The following is a 19046-nucleotide window of genomic DNA, read 5'->3' on the forward strand; positions in this document are numbered from 1 at the left end:
GAAAACCCACGCGCTCGACTGCGCCGCACATTCCCGAAGCCGGCTAGCACGACGTGCCAGTGCGCCCTCGGCGCGAGCGGCGCTTGCGCGGGGCCCTCTTCTCGAGAATCGCCAACACGACGAGTCCGACGGGAATCAGTAGATATGCCGGGTTATCAATGACCGCGTGCAGCAGGGTCGTTCCGAAGCGAACGGAGCCCTCGATGAAGACTGCTGCGAGACTGATATCCATAGTCAGAATTTATCGACGACCTCTGACACTCCTCACCCCCGTACATCCCTGTGAATTCCCGGGCACAGCCGCGTCCAGCCAGGTGCGGCCCGTGGCGACAACCAACTAGGCTCGGCGGATGGCAACTCCTGACTTCGTACTCGACCTCCGGCAGGCAATTGGCACGGCACCGCTCTGGCTCACCGGTGTCACCGCCGTCGTGCTCCGCGACGACGAGACGACCGGCGCGACCGAGGTGTTGCTCGTTCGTCGGGCTGACAACGGCGCGTGGACGCCGGTCACCGGAATCATCGATCCGGGTGAAGAACCGGCGGATGCCGCGGTGCGCGAGATCCTCGAGGAAGCCGATGTCGTTGCATCCGTCGAGCGTCTGGTCTGGGTGCACGTGCTCGACCCGCTGACCTACTCGAACGGCGACCAGGCGCAGTATCTCGACTTGGTGTTCCGCTGCCAGTGGGTGAGCGGAACTCCGTTCCCGGCCGACGGCGAGAACACCGAAGCTGCCTGGTACGGGCTTGATTCCCTGCCGGAGCTGGGAGGTAGCCATGCCCAGCGCATCGCGCTGGCCGTAGCAGCCAACGTTGGCACGGATGCCGTGTTCGAAGGCGGCCACCCGGCCTAAAACTTTAGGCGGGCGAAGCTGTCAGGAACGCCATGGCAGCGGGGGCGAGATCGCCGATCTGGGTCTCTTCGAACTCGGCATTCAGGGCGACCGGTACCGCCACCCAGTCCTTGAACGGATGCTGCTGTCCAGACGGATCCCACAATATGGCGCCCGGCAGACCGAGCGCCAGCTGGTGCGCGTCGCTGCCCTCGCCGAGTTTCAGGGCAATCGAGTCATTGTGCAGGCAGGCAAAGGCCTTACCGTCCAGCACCAGGGCGCTGGCCCCGAACAGCTCGCCAACGGATGCGCCGGCTTCGGCCAACTCTGAACTGAGATCTGCGAAGACGGTTTCGGCGCTCATAGCCCGATGCTAGGGCATGGCACGCGCCGACTGCATCAGGGGCGGGGCGGTGTCGGCACGAGCCCTCGCCGTGTGGGGAACCGGCGGGTACTCTGACCGCATGACAACCTGGAAGGGCAAATCTGGGTTTCGCCGATCGCTGAGACTAACCGCACTGGCCGCAATCGTCGTGCTCGCCGCAATCGTTGTGCCACGATCGGCCACCGCTTTGGCCACCGGCCCGACTCTGGTGAACGAGGACTTCCGTGGTGCCTCAGCTATTGCGCAGTTTCAAGGCTACGGCTCTGCATGCCTCACCGGCGCGCCCACTGAGCCTGCCGCAGGGCCAGGCAGTCATGTACTCGGCGGATGTCCCGCCGGTGCCGTCGGCCCCGTGCCCCCGCAAGGCGGTGCTCCCGATGGATACCTACGACTGACAGACGCGTCCAACGACCAGACCGGTGCAGTGCTGTACACCGAGCCGCTGCCCTCAACGGCCGGAGTAGAGATCTCATTCGAGCAATGGCAGTACGGGGGAACCCAGACACCAGCACCAGCCGACGGAATTTCGTTTTTCCTCGTCGACGGCGCCAGCAGTCTGGACGCGCCTGGCGCGTTCGGCGGCAGCCTGGGTTACGCGCAAAAGCTCCCCGATGACAACCCGGCGAACGCCATCATCCCTGGCGTCAACAATGGTTATCTGGGCATTGGCCTCGACGTGCTTGGCAACTATTTCGGCGACTGGGAGAAGCGTGGCCAGGGTTGCCCACCTGCGTCGGCATCGCCGTCAGGCACTGCGTTCAGAGTGCCAGCTCCTGGCACCAATATGGTCACGGTTCGTGGCCCTGGCAACAACACCGATGGCTACTGCTTTGTGACCGCAACGACCAGTAACCTGACCACGACCGGGCCGTGGCCATCTACCCTGCAAGGGCAATTGCACGGTCCATTGCGTGTTATCCCATCGGGAACGTCTGCATCCGATGCTGCACTCTTGCTCGAACCATCGAAGCGGGTCGTCACCGTTGAGATCACGGCTGCCCCGGACCCCAGGGTCACCGTGTGGGTGGACTTCGGTAGCGGTGCACAACAGGTGCTGTCGTTCGATGCGCCACAACCGGTGCCCGACACCTACAAGTTCGGATTCGCCGCGTCCACAGGTGGATTCACGGATGTTCACCTGCTCCGCACCGTCAAAGTCCAGGCCATCGACCCGCTGCCGGCACTTGACCTTGTCAAACAAGTGGCGATAGTGAGCGGCCCGGCGCCGAGCTACACGACTGGCGACACCATCCCTTACGAATTTGTCGTGACCAACACCGGCGAAGCGACCATCAGCGCAATCACCGTGATCGACCCGCTGGTTAGCCCCATTACGTGCCCTGTGCAGTCCCTTGGCGTCGGTGAATCAACGACGTGTCTGGGCAGTTATCTCGTCACCGCAGCCGACGTTGCACGCGGCTACGTTGTCAACTCGGCTTTCGCCACCGGCACAGGCCCACGGGGCCCGATCGATTCTCCGCCATCCGAGGTGACGACGCCCCTGGGCGGCCCGGTCTCTATCGACCTCGGAAAGTCGGTCGATGACAGTGTCGAATACGCAGTCGGGCAGACAGTGGACTACGAGTACGTGGTCACCAATGCCGGAACAACAGTCGTCACCGACGTTCTCGTTCACGACGACCATCTCAGTGGCATCGTCTGCGAGAGCACGTCGCTGCAACCATACGAAACCCCGGGGAGCAGCACGGTTTGTCGAGGCAGCTATGTTGTGACCACCGAAGACGCCTCCGCGGGCTCCGTCACGAACATCGCACAGGCATCCGGCAATGGCGGATCTGTACTGTCGCCGCCGGCACAAGCGACGATCAGGGTCATCGCGCCGACGCCTACGCCGACGCCTACGCCTACTCCCACGCAGTCAGCCTCGCCCACGCAGGCACCTTCGGCTGCGCCACATCCTCCACAGGCAGGAAGCGGCAACGGCGGGCATTCAACCCTCGTAGCCACCGGCTTCACGTTGGCGCCGTATCTGGCTGTGGGCTTCGCGCTCGTTGTCGCCGGTCTCATCGTGTTGGTCGCGCTTCGTCGGCGCCGCGAACACGCGCCGAACAAGAGCCAGATTGATCGATGAGCTGGATTACCTCGTGCGCGCGTCGTAGCGTATGCCTGTGCTGGTATCCGAAAACGACTTCTCCGCAGCCCTGGCCGGCCTCGGCCTCGGCTTCTCCCTGATCATTGCGATCGGGGCGCAGAACGCGTTTGTGCTGCGTCAGGGCATCCGCAGAGAGCACGTCTTCGTGGTCGTCGCGATCTGTGCCCTGTCCGACGCCGTGCTGATCCTGCTCGGTATCTCTGGCATCGGATTCGTGATTGAACGTATTCCCGTCCTGCTCGATGTCATCCGGTATGCCGGTGCAGCGTTCCTGCTCGGTTATGGAGTGCTCGCCGCACGGCGCGCGATTCGACCGAACACTGCGCTGACCGTCGACGAGGGCGCGACCAGGGTCTCGCTACGGAGCGCCGTGCTGACGGTGCTCGCCCTGACCTGGCTCAACCCACACGTCTATCTCGACACAATCCTGCTACTCGGCTCAGTGGCGAACACTCACGGTGACCCCGGCCGCTGGTACTTCGGCGTTGGGGCCGTGATCGCCAGCATCGTCTGGTTTACCGTGTTGGGCTACGGAGCGAGGATGCTCGGCCCGTTGTTCGCCCGGCCGATCGCGTGGCGGATCCTCGATGGCGCGATTGCACTCACCATGTTCGTGCTCGGGCTGAAGCTGCTGCTCGGCTGGTGACCGTGTGGGTGGCTCCTAGCCGCCGACCGTGATCCCGCGCGATGTCATGAACGGGACGGAATCAATCCGGGTTCCATCGATCCGCACCTCGAAATGCAGGTGGCAGCCGGTGGAAGCCCCAGTGCTCCCAACCCCGGCGATCACCTGACCGGCAATCACCGAATCGCCGACGGTTACCAGCTGCGAGCCGGTCATGATGTGCGCGTAGCCGGTTTCAACCCCATTGCCGTGGTCGATCAGGATCCAATTGCCGTAGGTTCCGAGCGGGCTCACTTCGACGACGACACCGGATGTTGCGGCGTAGATGCCGGCACCGCAGGCTGCACCGATGTCGGTGCCGTAGTGAAACACACCGACGTCAGGCAGCGGGAGGTCGGGGCGCGGCCCGAAACCGTCAGAGACGTTGCCGACCGCCGGGTTCGCCCAGCCTTGTCCGCTGAGCTGGCCGGCATCCGCGTTCAACCAGGGGGCATCCGCTGGAAGGAGCGGGAGAGGCCCGTCGTCGAGCGCGGCGCTCATCGCTGTCTGCACGCTGGCCAGCCTGGTTGTCGACAGTTCAAAAGACGCCTTGGCCGCGTCGAGCTGGTTCTTGCTCTTCTCGAGTGCGACTCCATTCAAGGGTCCGTCGGTATTGGTCTCGCGCGATCGCAGGCTCTCGGCGGCAGCTTCATCCGCAGCCACCTTGTCTTTGATCGTGTCGAGGTTGGCCGCCAAGCGCGAGAGCGAATCGAGCGTGCCGAGCTGCGATAAGAGGTCAGCGCCGGTTTCGCCACCAAGCAGAATCGCCGCTGCTCCTGCGGCGGGGTCCTGCTGCATCAACGCCCGCACCACGCCAGCCAAGAGTCGCTTCGACGTGTCTGCCCTCAGTTCAGCTGCGGCCAGCATCGTGTGAATCGCGCCGGACTGGGCGCCTGCGGCGTCGTACTCGGCTTTCGCCGAAGCGTAATTGACCTTTGCCGCGTTGTAGGCCGCGGATGCTTTGGCGACGGCGGCCTGTGCGGCTCGCACCGCGAGGAGCCTCTTCGCCTGCGTGGCTGACCGTGCGATCTGCGAACCTGATGAGCGGCTGGTGACTGGCACGCGTGGCGACGAGGGCCTCGCCCTTACGGGGATCCCGCCGTCGCTGGTGGGTACCGGGGCAGGGGCTGCGGTGGGAGCTGCGGTGGGTGACGGGGTCGGGGTGGCAGTCGGCGTCGGAATGGCAGTCGGGTTCGGAGTAGGAGTCGGAGTCGGAACCGGAGTAGGCGTGGCGGTCGGTGTCGGTGTCGGCGTGGCCGTTGGCGTTGGCGTCGGTGTCGGTGTGGCAGTTGGTGTTGGGGTCGGTGTGTCTGTAGGAGTTGCCGTCGGCGCCGGAGTGGGGATGGGCGTCCCTGCGGGAGGTGTTGGCGTCGGTGCCGGTGTGGGCTCGGGCGACGGGGGCGTTGTCGGCTCGGCGGGGGCATCCGTCTTCGGATTTTCGGGGCTCGGTGTTGCAGCAGGCGAAGTTGCCGCCGACGTCGGGGGAAGCGCGTCGACAGAGGATGCCGAAGCCGAGAATGGAACCGCAACGCCAAGCACCGAAGCAACCGCCAACGGGAACACCGCCAGGCGGGAAACGACTCGAACAATCATGCGTCTGCGTGTGCGTGGACTGGGTTCCATACGCTCTACAATCCATCGACGTGAGGATGCCTGGCTTGAGCTAGTCAGCGTTTGGTCAGTCTGCCACGCCGCTGTTGGAGCGGCAAGGGGAGCACAGTCGCTCGCAGCGCGGGTGCGCGGTCTGCGCTCTTAGTTCAAGGCGCCGGTGTGTGCGGCAGCCGCGTCGAGGATCTCACCAGAGGCCACGAGCTCCACAACACTTTCGATCTCCGGCGAGAGGAATCGATCGTGACCGGGGCCCTCAACCTGAGTTCGCACCAGGTGTCGAACCGCGCCGGTGGCGGCGCCAGGCTGCAGAGGGGCACGCAGATCGAGCGAGCGCGCTGCTGTCATGATCTCAATGGCAAGCACACGGCCGAGTCCGTCGATCGACTTGCGCAGTTTGCGAGCGGCAGCCCAGCCCATCGACACGTGGTCCTCCTGCATGGCGGACGACGGAATCGAGTCGACGGATGCCGGCATCGCGAGGCGCTTCATCTCTGAGACGATCCCGGCGGCGGTGTACTGCGCGATCATGAGTCCGGAATCCACGCCGACCTCGTGGGCGAGGAACGGCGGGAGACCCTTGTTGCGAGATACGTCGAGGTGACGGTCGGTGCGCCGCTCGCTCATGCTTGCCACATCCGCTGCAGCGATGGCCAGGAAGTCGAGAACGTAGGCGATCGGAGCGCCGTGGAAATTGCCGTTCGACTCGACTCGACCGTCTGGGGTGACCACCGGATTGTCGACCGCGCTCGCCAACTCGCGTGCGGCGATGAGCGCTGCATGGTTGGCGGTATCCCTGGCTGCGCCGTGAACCTGCGGAGAGCAACGCAGAGAATAGGCATCCTGGACGCTGGTGCATTCGGGCCCTGCGTGGCTGGCGACGAGCGGAGATCCATCAAGCAGCGCGCGCAGGTTGGCCGCACTGTCTGCCTGGCCGAGCTGGGGCCGCAGGGCCTGCAGGTCGTCGGCGAAAACGGCGGTTGAGCCGAGCAGTGCCTCGACGCTCATCGCCGCGGCGACATCGGCGGTTGTGAGCAGGCGGGACAAGTCTTCGAGAGCGAGGGTGAGCATCCCGAGCATGCCGTCGGTGCCGTTAATGAGGGCGAGTCCCTCTTTTTCTGCAAGAACAACGGGCTCGATGCCCGCGGCGGCGAGTGCATCCGCTGAGCTCATCAGCGTTCCGTTGGCGTCGCGCACTTCGCCCTCACCCATGATCGTGAGCGCGCAGTGCGCCAGTGGTGCGAGATCACCCGAGCAACCCAGCGAGCCATATTCACGCACAACGGGGGTGATCCCCGCGTTCAGTACGGCGGCGTATGCGCTCGCCGTGGTGGGGCGGATGCCGGTGCGCCCCGTCATCAGCGTCGACAGACGCAGCAGCATGAGCGCGCGCACTACCTCGCGCTCGACCTCCGGCCCGCTGCCCGCGGCGTGCGAGCGCACCAGGCTCGCCTGCAGCTGGGCTCGACGGTCTTCGGTGATGAAGGTGGTGGCCAGGGCTCCGAAGCCGGTCGAAATCCCGTAGTGCGGTTCGACGTCGCTGGCAAGGTCGTCAATGATCGTGCGCGTGGCAGCCACGGCGTCCAGCGCGGATTCGTCAAGGACGATACCGGCGCCACGGCGCGCGACGGCGATCACGTCGCTGAAGCTCACCGCTCCGATGCCGACTGTCACTGTTTCATCGATGGTGGTTACGGAAGCAACTGCGGTGGTCATATATCGATTGGACACCACTCGGAAGGGGGCAGGTGTGCGATTAGGTGCGCATCCGTCCGGTATCCCAGACGGCCCGGATTGACGTCAGCACCACGTCAGCACCACATCAGCACCCGTCGGTTCAGCGCACGGCGGGGGTCAGCCAGTTACGAAGGATCCGTGTGACCAGCGGCAGCACCCAGTACGTCATGGTCGGCGCGAGAATCAGTGTGGTGATGAGCACTCTCGGCAGGATGCCAATCTCGGTCCAGAACGGAACGAGCCACGTGACCAACAGTGTGAACACCAAATTGAGGGGGAAGAAGCCCAGCCAGATGCTCGTCGCCTGCTTCCAGCGCGGGGGAGGTCCGGCGGGGTTGCCGCTCACTTCGACGGCAACATCTGTCGGTTCGTCGAACCAGCCTTCGATGCCTGTGCGCTTTTCCACTCGTGATTGCTGCATAAATGGTTTGCCGATGGAGAGCCACCAGTCGCGTTCCGGGGAGTTCTCCCACGCGATGAGTGTCTCTTCACTGCTGAACCGGTAGAGCATGTGCCAGGAGTTTGAATGCTCTCCTGTTCTCACCCAGCCGGAGCCGAGGAAACCCGGGTATTTGTTTGCGAGATTGATGCCGGCCTGAACCCAGGCTGTTGCCTCTGAAATGCGCGCGGGATCGACCTCGCGCATGATCGAGACTGTGATGGCTTTGTTGTCCATCTGCATAGCCTGACTCATTCGCGTTTCCGGCTGGTAACGCGGCAGTCCTTCCGGGCGCGCCGCGGGTGTCACGGTGTGCGGTCAGGCGCTCGCCGAGTAGACGGTGGTCAGGGATTTTCCAAAACACACACTGAATTCTTCGCCGATGTATTGCCCGAAATTAGGGATCTCGGTGTAGCCGCAGCGGCGGTACAGCGAGAGGGCGCCTGCGTGAAGCGGCCCGGTCTCGAGCACAATTTCACGGATGCCGCGGATCATCGCATCGGTCTCGATTCGCTCGATGAGGGCTGAGGCCACCCCGTGGCCGCGGGCGTCCTCGTGCACAAACATCCGCTTCAGCTCTGCTTTACCGGGAGAGAGGTCGACGAGCGCTGCCGTCCCGTATGCGCGACCGTGCTCGTTCCTGGCGACGTAGAAGGTGACGTCCCTGGCTTCGAGTTCGTCGATGCTGAGCAGAAAATTGCTCTCGGGAGGGTATGGCAGGGACGTGGCGTACTCAGTGCTTTGGCGGAGCAACGACTCAATCTCGGCCTGTCGTGGAGGCTCGATGGCGATCTGTATGGGCATGTGATCAGGCTAGGTTGCCCAGATTTCAGACGTATTTCGGATCGCCACTGTCGAGGCAAAAACCCCAAATCGCTTACGCGTTCAGAGTGACTTCACAGGCTGAATCGTGTAACGTAGACAAGTCGGCTCTAGACACCGCATGCGTAATGCGGATGGGTTTGTAAGTCTGGTGGGCCGGTTTCCCAGTAATCCTTCTGGTGAAAAATCACTGTATGTGAACGGCCCCGGCCATAGACTGCCCGGGTTCTCAGGTTGCGTCGCTCTACGGCGTTGTTCTGCCATGTACTCAATACAACCCAGGAATATATCTATGCCCAAGAGCAGTAAAAAGCCTAATTTCGACCCTAGCTACGCGACCGGCGGCCCCCGCAAGGGCGCCCCGAAGTCCGGCAGCAAGAGCCCCGGACACCGCGGATTCCGCGCTGACGAAGGCGCACCCAAGAAGCAGCGTTGGAACGCCGACGAGCGTGCAGCTCGTTCGACCTCCTCGCGTCCCGGCGAACGCAGCGAACGTCCCTCATATGGTGACCGTCCGCAGCGCACCGAGCGTCCCGCATACGGTGACCGCCCGCAGCGTTCAGAGCGCCCGGCATACGGTGACCGTGCGCAGCGCACCGAGCGTCCCGCATACAACAATGACCGCCCGCAGCGCGACGAGCGTCCCTCATACGGTGACCGTGCGCAGCGTTCAGAGCGTCCCGCATACAACAACGACCGTCCGCAGCGCGGCGAGCGTCCCTCATACGGTGACCGCCCCCAGCGTTCAGAGCGTCCGTCATACGGCGACCGTGCTCCGCGCACCGACCGTCCCTCGCACGGCAACGACCGCCCGACATACGGCGACCGTCCCGCCCGTGGCGAGCGCCCGGCATACGGTGACCGCGCACAGCGTTCAGAGCGTCCCGCCTACGGCGACCGTGCTCCCCGCACTGACCGTCCGGCATACAACAACGACCGCCCGGCACGCACTGAGCGTCCGTCATACGGCGACCGTGCGCCTCGCACCGACCGTCCGGCATACAACAACGACCGTGGAGACCGTGGCGACCGTGCGCCTCGCACCGAGCGTCCGTCATACGGCGACCGCCCGGCTCGTGGCGAGCGTCCCTCATACGGTGACCGTCCGGCCCGCGCCGAGCGTCCGTCGTACGGCGACCGCCCGCAGCGTTCAGAGCGTCCCGAGCGTTCAGAGCGTCCCTCATACGGCGACCGTCCGGAGCGCGCACCGCGTCGTGACTTCACCGGCGACCGCTCCATGAGCAGCAGCAGCGACAGCAAGTTCTACCCGAGCCGCGACGACAAGCCGCGCTTCACTCAGGAAGAAGATGTCGTACTCGAGCGTCTCGAAGCGCAGGCAACCACGGCATCCGATGTCGTCGGCGTGACCTTCGCTGAGCTCGGCCTCGGTGGCAACATCGTGCGCGAACTCGGCATCCTCGGTGCACCGAGCCCGTTCCCGATCCAGGCAGCAACCATCCCAGACGTTCTCGCTGGTCGCGACGTCCTCGGCCGTGGCCGCACCGGTTCAGGCAAGACCATCGCTTTCGGCGCTCCTCTCGTTGAGAAGCTCATGGAGAACGACGGTGGCAAGAACCGTCAGCAGGGCCGCAAGCCCCGTGCGCTGATCCTGGCTCCGACCCGTGAGCTCGCACTGCAGATCGACCGCACCGTACAGCCCATCGCACGCAGCGTCGGCCTCTTCACCACTCAGATTTACGGCGGAGTCCCGCAGTACCGTCAGGTCAGCGCTTTGCAGCGCGGCGTTGACATCATCATCGGTACGCCGGGCCGCATCGAAGACCTCATCGACCAGGGCAAGCTTGACCTCAGCGAGGTCAAGATCACCGTTCTCGACGAGGCCGACCACATGTGCGACCTGGGCTTCCTTGAGCCGGTACAGCGCATTCTGAACCAGACCAAGAAGGGCGGCCAGAAGCTGCTGTTCTCGGCAACTCTCGACAAGGGTGTCGCCACCCTGGTCAAGCAGTTCCTGACCAACCCGTCGGTACACGAGGTCGCCGGTGAAGACCAGGCGTCTTCGACGATCGACCACCGCGTTCTCGTTATCGAGCACCGCGACAAGAGCGCCATCATCGAGCAGCTCGCAGACCGCAACGGCAAGACGCTGATCTTCAGCCGTACCCGTGCGTTCGCCGAGCAGCTGGCAGACCAGCTGGAGGATGCGGGCATCCGCGCCACCAGCCTGCACGGTGACCTCAACCAGTCACGCCGTACGCGCAACCTCGCACTGCTCACCAGCGGTCGGGTCAACGTACTGGTCGCGACCGACGTCGCTGCGCGTGGTATCCACGTCGATGACATCGACCTGGTCATCCAGGCCGATGCTCCCGATGAGTACAAGACGTACCTGCACCGCGCCGGCCGCACCGGTCGCGCAGGCAAGGCGGGCACCGTCGTCACGCTCATCCCGAAGCAGCGCCGTCACCGTATGGACGAGCTCCTCGGCCGCGCAGAGATCGAAGCCAGCTTCGTCTCCGCTACCCCGGGCGACTCATCCGTCAAGGAACTCGCGAACCTTTAACACTCGCAATACCCGAAGGGGCATCCACCGAAAGGTGGGTGCCCCTTCGGCGTTCAAGGCAGCGCGGCTACTTCGGATTTCGGCGGTATCGACGGCCGCGGCATCGTTTATTCGAAGAAAAATGGGTGCGACACGATCACATTCGTCCGCGTGTTGTTGTTGAGTAGACTTCACGTCCACCTCTACGCTCAGAGATATCGCGCGTGTCTTACCTCGGTGGCACACGTATGTCCTGTGGCTTCGATTCGGGTTCGAAGCCGCCAGATTGTGCGATAAGCACCTGCGGGGCACCCCTGTTGGCGCCCCGCAGGTGGCGCACCGCCATCTGGTGCGTGCGCGATGCGGTTTACGCGATCGCCAGCATCCCCGCTGCCGCAAGTGCGAGTATCAGGCCGGCCCACTGCACCGGAGCGATGCGTTCCTTCAGCACAACCGCTGCCAGCAGGATTGTGCCCGCCGGATACATCGCGGTCAGCACGCTCATGACGCTGAGGTCACCTGCCCGGATGCCGAGCAGCAGCAAGAAGTTGGCGACCACGTCAACTGCGCCGCAGAGCAGGGCGAGGAGGATGCCGGTGCGCACCGTCGCCGACCGATGTGAGCCGTGTGTCAGGGCAGGGGAGACGCTTTTCTGGGTGCGTCGTGCGCGTGCAACCAGCGCGAGCAGGGCTACGACGACAAACATGATCGTGCCATTGACCGCCCGGTTCATGACCAGGGGGACCAGTCCGCTGTCATCCGGGGTCTGCGCGATCAGGATCATGAAAGCGCCGATCATGGCGCCAGAGCCGACGGCCATTGACAGTGCGGTGATGCTCGGTCGGACTGCGCCCTTCTCCGGCACGAATCCCACCAGTACGACGGCGACGAGTGCGAGCCCAAGCGCCCAGTAGCCGACGGGCGCGAAGCGGTCGCCCTGCAGTAGGCCGAACGTCATCGGGACTACCGCAGAAACCACAGCGGTCAGGGGCGAGAGGATGCTCATCGGTCCGACAGCCAGACACGCGTAGAGAAGCGAGATGGCCAGTGCGCCGGTCACGCCGGAGAGTCCGCCCCAGAAGATTGCGCTCTCCGACCAAGTGCCGCCGATCACTGGAAGCGCAAGGAGAAGTACGACCAGGCCAGCGAACGCGGCCACGGCAGTCGCCAGCAGCGCGCTGATCCGCTTGGCGGCGAGTCCGCCGAAGAAATCGGCTGAGCCGAAGATGAGTGCGCCGGTGAGGCCAAGGACAGCGGTGAGCATGAGGCTGTCAGTTTAGCGAGTGGTCTCATCGGCGGAACATGGCGTCTGGAATCTGCCTGCTCACCTGCATTTGCGCAGCATTATGTGTCGCGCAACTTAAGAGCATGTGACATTTCGCTCGTATATCTGGTCGGGCTCTCAGGAAATCCCTAGACTCGGCGCTACCCCCGAATAGGTGCGCCCTCGATGAGGGTGGACAGATCGGTCGGCAGCACCGCATTCCTGTTTATTGAGGCGAGGAGTCTTTACGTGAATCACGTCCCCCTCGGATCGGCCCACCAGGCCGACCGACCTGCAATCCACAATCTGTGGGGGAGACAACGTACCGTCTTCGCCCTCGTCACCGCTGCGGCAGTCGGTCTGTCATCTCTCATTGCAGCCCCAGCATGGGCTGCCGAGGTCAACCACACGATCGAAGAGGTGCAGGGGCCGGGCGCAGCCAGTCCACTGGTCGGCTCAGTCGTCACTGTTGAGGGAATCGTCACAGCAGACCACCGGGTCGGTGGCTACAAGGGCATCTACATCCAGTCGGCCGGTTCAGGCGGAGACGCCCCCGCCGGCGATGCATCGAACGCCGTCTTCGTCTTCCTGAACAACTCGAATCCGGGCGTCGCCATTGGTGACCTGGTGCGGGTCACCGGTTCAGTCAGCGAATACTTCGGCCTCACCCAGATCACGGCATCCGCTGCCGGCGCCGTCGAGCTCGTGACAGCGGGCGTCGGTGTTCCCGCCGTGACGCCGCTGGCTGATACTGCTGTCGGGGCAGACCGCGAGCGACTCGAGAGCATGCTGGTCGAGCCGACGGGCACCTACCGCCTCGGTTCAAGCCACCAGCTGTACAACTTCGGCACGCTCTGGCTCTCGGCCGGGGACGCCCCGCTCGTCAAGAGCACCGAGCAGGTTCGGCCGGGAGAGGCGGCCAACGCCATCGCCGCTGAAAACAGGGCCAACCGCCTGTTCCTCGACGACGGTTACAGTATCCAGGTCAGCAACAAGGATCACCTCGGTGAGCAGCCGTACTTCACCACGGATTCAGTGGTGCGCCTGGGTGACAAGGTCACCTGGCCTGCTCAGCCATACGTGCTCTCCTATGGTTTCGATGACTGGCGGCTCCAGCCGACCGTGCCGATCGACAACACGAGCCCGGCGGACTACAAGCCCACCTTTGAGGCATCGAACCCGCGCACTGAGGCTCCGCCGGAGGTTGGCGGCACCATCACGGCTGCCTCATTCAACGTCTACAACTACTTCACGACGCTGACCAGTGAGAACTCCGCAGCCCGCGGAGCGGCCACCCAGGCCCAGTTCGACATCCAGAAGTCAAAGATCGTTTCGGCGATCAACGGACTCGATGCCGATGTCGTGAGCCTGATGGAGATCGAGAACTCGGTGAAGCTGGGTAAGCCCATCGACTCGGCACTCGCCGACCTCGTGAGCGGCCTCAACGCGGCACTCGGCAGCGAGGTCTGGGCATTCGTGCCCACGCCGGCGGCACTGAATGACGCAGCGATCACGGATGCCATCACCACCGCGATCATCTACAAGAAGGCCGCCGTCACCCCGGTCGGTGCCAGCCAGACGCAGGTCGACGAGACGGTGTGGAACATCGCCCGCGAGCCGATCGCGCAGACGTTCAGCTTCAACGGCAAGACCATCACCGTCGTGGCCAACCACTTCAAGTCCAAGAGCGGCGACGGCGCTGAGCCGGCAGACGGCCAGGGCCTCTTCAACGCCGAACGTGTCATGCAGGCCAAGGCAGTCGTGAAATTCGTCGGCGACCTGCAGGAATCATCCGGCAGCAGCGACGTGCTTCTGCTTGGTGACTTCAACGCTTACGCGCAGGAAGATCCGCTCAACGTCTTTGCTGAAGCCGGCTATGTCGACCTCGTTCCTGACAAGACAGATGACCAGTACACCTACAGCTTCAACGGTGAGCTGGGCTCGCTCGACCACGCGATCGCAACACCGTCACTGGCCGCCACGGTCACCGGAACCGGCGTCTGGGGCATCAACTCGGCTGAATGGTCTGACCGGGGCTACGGCTTCGGTGCAACAGAGGCCGGTACGCCGTACCGTTCAAGCGACCACGACCCGATTGTTGTCGGCATCTCTGATGCCGTTGTGCCCGTCGACATCAACGTGGTGACGGTCAACGACTTCCACGGTCGCATCGAGCAGGCATCGCCCTCGGGCGGAGCAGCCGTATTGTCGGGTGCTGTCAAGCAGATCAGAGCCGAAAACCCGAACACGATCTTCGCCGCAGCCGGTGACCTCGTCGGCGCCTCGACGTTCACCTCGTTCATCCAGAATGACAACCCCACGATCGACGCACTGAACGCCGCCGGACTCGACGTCAGCTCGGTGGGTAACCACGAGTTCGACCAGGGCTTCGCCGACCTCACCGATCGCATAGCCCCGCGAGCGCTCTGGGAGTACCTCGGCGCGAACGTATACGACAAGACAACGGGAAAGCCTGCGCTGCCCGAGTACTTCGTCAAGTCGTTCAGCGGAGTCTCTGTCGGATTCATTGGCGCTGTCACCAATGACCTGCCGTCGCTGGTGAGCCCGTCCGGAATCGCGAACCTCGACATCCGCGACGTCACGACCGAGGTCAACCGAGTTGCAGACAACCTGCGAGACGGCGACGCGGCCAACGGCGAAGCGGATGTCATCATTCTGCTGGTGCACGAGGGCGCTGCGACGACGAACATCGCGTCAGCAACCGACAACTCCTCGTTCGGCAAGATCGTGAACGGCGTCGACTCTGACGTCAACGCGATCGTGTCTGGGCACACCCACCTGGCGTACAACCACGTGATCAACGGACGCCCCGTGGTGTCATCGGGCCAGTACGGCGAGAAGTTCGGCGTGATGGACATCTCGGTGAACCCGCAGTCCAAGGAGCTGCTGTCGATCTCGAACACGGTGCTGCCGCTGATGGACACAACGAAGACGCCGCCGGTAGCTCTCTACCCGGCTGACCCCGCCGTCACCCCGATCGTCGCAGCAGCGACAGCAGAGGCGAACGTTCTCGGCGCGGTCAAGGTCGGCGATATCACCGGTGACTTCAACCGGGCCAAGGCTGTCTCTGGTGCAGAGAACCGTGGCGGGGAGTCGACGCTCGGCAACTTCGTCGCCGACGTGCAGCTCTGGTCGGCCCAGTCGGCCGGAGCACAGATCGCCTTCATGAACCCGGGTGGTCTGCGTACCGACCTGAAGTTCGCGTCAAGCGGTGCCGGCGATCCCGATGGCAACCTGACATACAAGGAAGCCGCCAGCGTCCAGCCGTTCGCCAACACCCTCGTGACGATGAACCTCACGGGTGCGCAGGTGAAGCAGGTGCTCGAGCAGCAGTGGCAGCCGACAGGTGCGGCCAGGCCGTTCCTCAAGCTCGGGGTGTCGAAGGCCCTGTCGTACACCTATGACCCGGCCGCTGCGGCCGGAGCACGCGTGACGCACATCCTGCTGAACGGCACCGAGATCGATCCGGCGGCCAGCTACGTCGTCGTCGTGAACTCGTTCCTGGCATCCGGTGGTGATAACTTCGCGGCCTTCGCCTCTGGCACGGGAATCGCAGACACCGGAAAGGTCGACCTGCAGTCGATGGTCGACTACTTCAAGGCGACCGCCACCGCATCCCCCGACTACGCCCAGCGTGCAGTCGGTGTGACGCAGAGTGCACCGGACGCCGACGGCTACAGCGCAGGCGACGTCGTGACCCTCGGCCTCTCGTCGCTGCTGTTCAGCGCGGGTGAACCGACCGGCGCCACGGTGGATGTCTCGCTCAGCGGCACCTCGCTCGGTAATGCAGCCATCGACCCGGCCATCGTCGACACGACGGATGAGGTGGGCAGGGCGTCCCTGTCGATCACGATCCCCGACGGTGTCTCTGGAGTGCAACAGCTCGTGATCTCGGTGGCGGGCACCGGTACAGCGATAGCGGTGCCGATCACCATCACGAAGAAGGACGTGCCGGTACCAGTCAAGGTGGGCAGCACGACAGACGGATCAGCGAGCAAGCTGCTGGCTAGCCAAAGCTCCACCGTGAAGTACACGGTGACGGTGAAGGCTGCTGGCAAGTCGACGGTGAAGCCAACAGGAACCGTCACGGTCTATGACGGCCGCAAGGCCATCGCGACGGTCACGCTCACCGCCGATTCGAACGGCAAGGCAACCATCACGCTGCCGAAGCTCAGTCGAGGCCTGCATGTGCTCACTTCGCAGTACAGCGGGTCCGATCTGGTGAAGAGTTCGACCAGCTGGCCGGATCTGTTGATCGTGTTCTAGCCGGCATCACTAAGCGGCATCGATGACTGCCGGGGCCCCGCGCGAATACGCGCGGGGCTTTGGCGTCTCCGCGCCCGGTATCGTGGGAGGTGGAGAGGGAGTGATCATGGCTACACGCTGGGCGCGGGTTGCTCGCGGCTGGATCGTCGCTGTGTTCTCCACGTTCGTGGCAGCGCTCTCCCACACGCTGGGGGGCGGATCAGCTCCCGGCCTGCTCGCTGTCGTGCTTTCGCTGGCCTTCGCCGGCATCCTCTGCATCGGTCTTGCCGGGCGCACTCTGTCGCTCTGGCGGCTGGGGCTGTCTGTCGCTCTCAGCCAACTGATCTTCCACGGGCTGTTCTCGCTTGGAACCCCCGGCGGTGCCCTCGCGACGCAAGCAGTGTCCGAACAGGGGGTCGGAGCTCACCAGCACCAGATCGTCACCGGTTTGGTCTCCTCCTCTGACGCCCTAACAACTGTCGGCGTCCCCGTGCACGGCATGTTCGCTCACGATGCCGGGATGTGGATCGCGCATTCGGCTGCAGCCCTGCTGACCATCGTGGCGCTTCGCCACGGAGAGCGCGCATTCTGGAGCCTGTTCTCCAGCGCTGTGCTGGCCATCCGCTCACTGTGGGAGCCGCTTGCCCCTCTCGCTGTTCCCGGCATCGGGCACGGCATTCCCGTCACCGCGCGAGTCTTCCTGCCGCGCGCGCTGTCGACCTTGCTGTCGACGATGCGCCATCGCGGACCGCCGGTATCGCTCCGTGCCGCTCAGGCGCGCTTCTCACACATCTGAATTTGAGTGCATCGATCGCCGTGCGATCACCCGAGTGCGCGCCGTCGGCTGGCCAGTGCCCCGAGGCGTGCGTCGTGTGCTGATCCGCCGATCGATGCCGTCCGTGCTTTCCCTGTTTAAGGATTCTTCAATGAAAACTCGCACCACAACCCTCGCTTCGACCGCCCTTGCCGCAGGTGTTCTCCTGGCCGTCGCCGTGCCGATGTCGGCCAGCGCTCATGTGTCTGTTGCTCCGACATCCACTGCCGCAGGCTCCTATTCCGTGCTCACCTTCGCGCTTGCACACGGATGCGACGGATCGGCCACCACGTCGATCGCCATCGACATCCCGGAGAGCATCACGAGCGTTTCCCCGACGGTCAACCCCAACTGGGACGTCGAAAAGGTGGCTGTCGATCTGGCCGAGCCGCTTGATGACGGCCACGGCAACACCATCACCACCCGCACCGGGCAGATCGTGTACACGGCGAAGGCACCGTTGGCCGACGGCCTGCGCGACACCTTCGAGCTCAGCGTGCCGCTGCCGGCCGATGCGGCGGGCACGACGATCAGCTTCCCCGTCCTGCAGACGTGCGAGGTCGGAGTGACGAACTGGAATGAAGTACAGAAGGACGGCGAGGCAGAGCCGGAGCTGCCAGCACCGTCGATCACCGTGACCGAGGCAGTTGCCGACGCACACGGCCACGGCGCCGCTGCAGCGAGTGACGACGATGAGGTAGCAGCGTCCGGCGAGCACGCTGCCGATGGCGCAGGCTCAGGCGCTGCAGGCTCCGATGACGTGATCGCGAGGGTCCTTGGCATCGGTGGCCTGGCAGTGGGCGTCGTCGGCATTGTGCTGGCCATTACCGCTCGTCGCAAGCAGTCGGCCTAGGCTGCACACATGTCGACTATGACAATTCGCCGCAGGCCGGGTAGCTGGGGATTCGGGGCAGTGGTCGTTGCCGCTGCTCTGGGTCTCACCGCTGCACCCGCATTCGCGCACAACTCGGTGATCAATACGAGCCCCGCAGACGGCGCGGTTGTCACCGAGCAGCCCGGCCTGTTCACCGTGACGACGAGCGACAACCTGCTCGATCCCGGCGGAGCAGGCACAAGCATGGCCATGCAGATCAGCGGGCCAGCGGATGCCGCATCTCCCCTTTATTACGGCGACGGATGCGCAACGGTCTTCGGGCCAACGCTTGAGATGTCTGCGCAGCTCGGGGAGCCGGGCGAGTACACCGTGATGTGGCAGGCGGTCTCGACCGACAGCCACACGATTTCCGGCACCTTCAGCTTCACGTGGCAGCCGGCCAAGGGGCAGGTGCTCGCTGCGGGCAGCGCCACTCCGCCCGTTTGCGGCGGAACAGAGGCTGTAGGCGCATCTCCGCCTGCTACGTCGTCGACATCCGCTGCAACGGGCGCGGAACTCGCTGACGTGCTGTGGATCGCCGGTGCTGTCGCCGCCGTGTTGATCGCCGGAATTGGCACGCTGTTGGTCGTCACGCGCAAGAAGAAGGGGCCGCCCTCGGCCGACGAGTCGGACACAACGCACTCCGACAGCTAATGGATCCGTCGGTTTAACCACATCCGCCGGCTCTGGTACGAATGCATGATGCATCCGTGCCAGAGCCGGC

16 protein-coding genes are annotated in these 19046 nt (G+C 64.2%); 9 read left to right on the top strand and 7 right to left on the bottom strand.

The genetic code is table 11. The features are described 5' to 3' along the window. Nucleotides 1-43: 43 nt before the first annotated feature. Nucleotides 44-232, bottom strand: coding sequence for a hypothetical protein (locus ACMT3I_RS15945; protein WP_414805504.1), 189 nt, complete (start codon nucleotides 230-232; stop codon nucleotides 44-46). Nucleotides 233-350: 118 nt separating this feature from the next. Between ACMT3I_RS15945 and ACMT3I_RS15950 the strand changes: the two genes are divergently transcribed. Beyond that, nucleotides 351-854 (top strand): NUDIX hydrolase, encoded by a 504-nt coding sequence (locus tag ACMT3I_RS15950; protein WP_414805505.1) that lies wholly within the window; start codon nucleotides 351-353, stop codon nucleotides 852-854. Nucleotides 855-858: 4 nt separating this feature from the next. On the opposite strand, the gene ACMT3I_RS15955 is transcribed toward ACMT3I_RS15950, so the two are convergent. After that, complete coding sequence (locus ACMT3I_RS15955; RefSeq protein ID WP_414805506.1) at nucleotides 859-1197, bottom strand: hypothetical protein; 339 nt, start codon at nucleotides 1195-1197, stop codon at nucleotides 859-861. 100 nt (nucleotides 1198-1297) lie between these two features. Between ACMT3I_RS15955 and ACMT3I_RS15960 the strand changes: the two genes are divergently transcribed. Next, nucleotides 1298-3310 (top strand): lectin-like domain-containing protein, encoded by a 2013-nt coding sequence (locus ACMT3I_RS15960; RefSeq protein WP_414805507.1) that lies wholly within the window; start codon nucleotides 1298-1300, stop codon nucleotides 3308-3310. A gap of 40 nt (nucleotides 3311-3350) precedes the next feature. Continuing rightward, the gene (locus ACMT3I_RS15965; RefSeq protein ID WP_414805532.1) at nucleotides 3351-3977 is read left to right on the top strand and encodes a LysE/ArgO family amino acid transporter; all 627 of its coding nucleotides are present in this window, start codon (nucleotides 3351-3353) and stop codon (nucleotides 3975-3977) included. A 15-nt stretch (nucleotides 3978-3992) separates the two neighbouring features. On the opposite strand, the gene ACMT3I_RS15970 is transcribed toward ACMT3I_RS15965, so the two are convergent. Continuing rightward, the gene (locus ACMT3I_RS15970) at nucleotides 3993-4985 is read right to left on the bottom strand and encodes a M23 family metallopeptidase (RefSeq protein WP_414805508.1); all 993 of its coding nucleotides are present in this window, start codon (nucleotides 4983-4985) and stop codon (nucleotides 3993-3995) included. Nucleotides 4986-5046: 61 nt separating this feature from the next. On the opposite strand from ACMT3I_RS15970, the gene ACMT3I_RS15975 reads away from it, so the two are divergent. Then, nucleotides 5047-5751: a hypothetical protein gene (locus tag ACMT3I_RS15975; protein WP_414805509.1), complete on the top strand. Its 705-nt coding sequence runs from the start codon at nucleotides 5047-5049 to the stop codon at nucleotides 5749-5751. Here the strand turns inward: ACMT3I_RS15975 and hutH are convergent. The 3 genes from hutH to ACMT3I_RS15990 form a co-directional block, all read right to left on the bottom strand. Next, nucleotides 5748-7319: a histidine ammonia-lyase gene (gene hutH / locus ACMT3I_RS15980; RefSeq protein ID WP_414805510.1), complete on the bottom strand. Its 1572-nt coding sequence runs from the start codon at nucleotides 7317-7319 to the stop codon at nucleotides 5748-5750. The genes ACMT3I_RS15975 and hutH overlap by 4 nt on opposite strands. A 121-nt stretch (nucleotides 7320-7440) precedes the next feature. After that, the gene (locus tag ACMT3I_RS15985; protein ID WP_414805511.1) at nucleotides 7441-8016 is read right to left on the bottom strand and encodes an antibiotic biosynthesis monooxygenase; all 576 of its coding nucleotides are present in this window, start codon (nucleotides 8014-8016) and stop codon (nucleotides 7441-7443) included. Nucleotides 8017-8097: 81 nt separating this feature from the next. Then, nucleotides 8098-8583 carry a GNAT family N-acetyltransferase gene (locus ACMT3I_RS15990; protein ID WP_414805512.1) on the bottom strand — a complete coding sequence of 162 codons (486 nt, stop codon included), beginning with the start codon at nucleotides 8581-8583 and terminating at the stop codon, nucleotides 8098-8100. Nucleotides 8584-8893: 310 nt separating this feature from the next. On the opposite strand from ACMT3I_RS15990, the gene ACMT3I_RS15995 reads away from it, so the two are divergent. Beyond that, nucleotides 8894-11125, top strand: a complete 2232-nt coding sequence (locus ACMT3I_RS15995; RefSeq protein ID WP_414805513.1) for a DEAD/DEAH box helicase — start codon at nucleotides 8894-8896, stop codon at nucleotides 11123-11125. Between the two features lie 346 nt (nucleotides 11126-11471). On the opposite strand, the gene ACMT3I_RS16000 is transcribed toward ACMT3I_RS15995, so the two are convergent. After that, a complete protein-coding gene (locus tag ACMT3I_RS16000; protein ID WP_414805514.1) occupies nucleotides 11472-12368 on the bottom strand; it encodes an EamA family transporter in 897 nt (298 codons plus the stop codon). A gap of 249 nt (nucleotides 12369-12617) precedes the next feature. Here ACMT3I_RS16000 and ACMT3I_RS16005 point away from each other — a divergent pair, with 249 nt between their 5' ends. The 4 genes from ACMT3I_RS16005 to ACMT3I_RS16020 all read left to right on the top strand — a co-directional run bounded on the left by ACMT3I_RS16005 (nucleotide 12618) and on the right by ACMT3I_RS16020 (nucleotide 18976). Beyond that, the gene (locus ACMT3I_RS16005; RefSeq protein WP_414805515.1) at nucleotides 12618-16655 is read left to right on the top strand and encodes an ExeM/NucH family extracellular endonuclease; all 4038 of its coding nucleotides are present in this window, start codon (nucleotides 12618-12620) and stop codon (nucleotides 16653-16655) included. Between the two features lie 106 nt (nucleotides 16656-16761). Next, nucleotides 16762-17430, top strand: a complete 669-nt coding sequence (locus tag ACMT3I_RS16010; protein WP_414805516.1) for a hypothetical protein — start codon at nucleotides 16762-16764, stop codon at nucleotides 17428-17430. Nucleotides 17431-17560: 130 nt separating this feature from the next. Next, a complete protein-coding gene (locus ACMT3I_RS16015) occupies nucleotides 17561-18301 on the top strand; it encodes a YcnI family protein (protein WP_414805517.1) in 741 nt (246 codons plus the stop codon). A gap of 9 nt (nucleotides 18302-18310) precedes the next feature. Next, on the top strand, nucleotides 18311-18976 hold the full coding sequence (locus ACMT3I_RS16020; RefSeq protein WP_414805518.1) for a copper resistance protein CopC: 666 nt from the start codon (nucleotides 18311-18313) through the stop codon (nucleotides 18974-18976). Nucleotides 18977-19046: the final 70 nt, after the last annotated feature.

Source organism: Leifsonia sp. A12D58, from assembly GCF_047530025.1.
In the GTDB taxonomy this organism is placed as follows: Bacteria; Actinomycetota; Actinomycetes; order Actinomycetales; family Microbacteriaceae; genus Cryobacterium.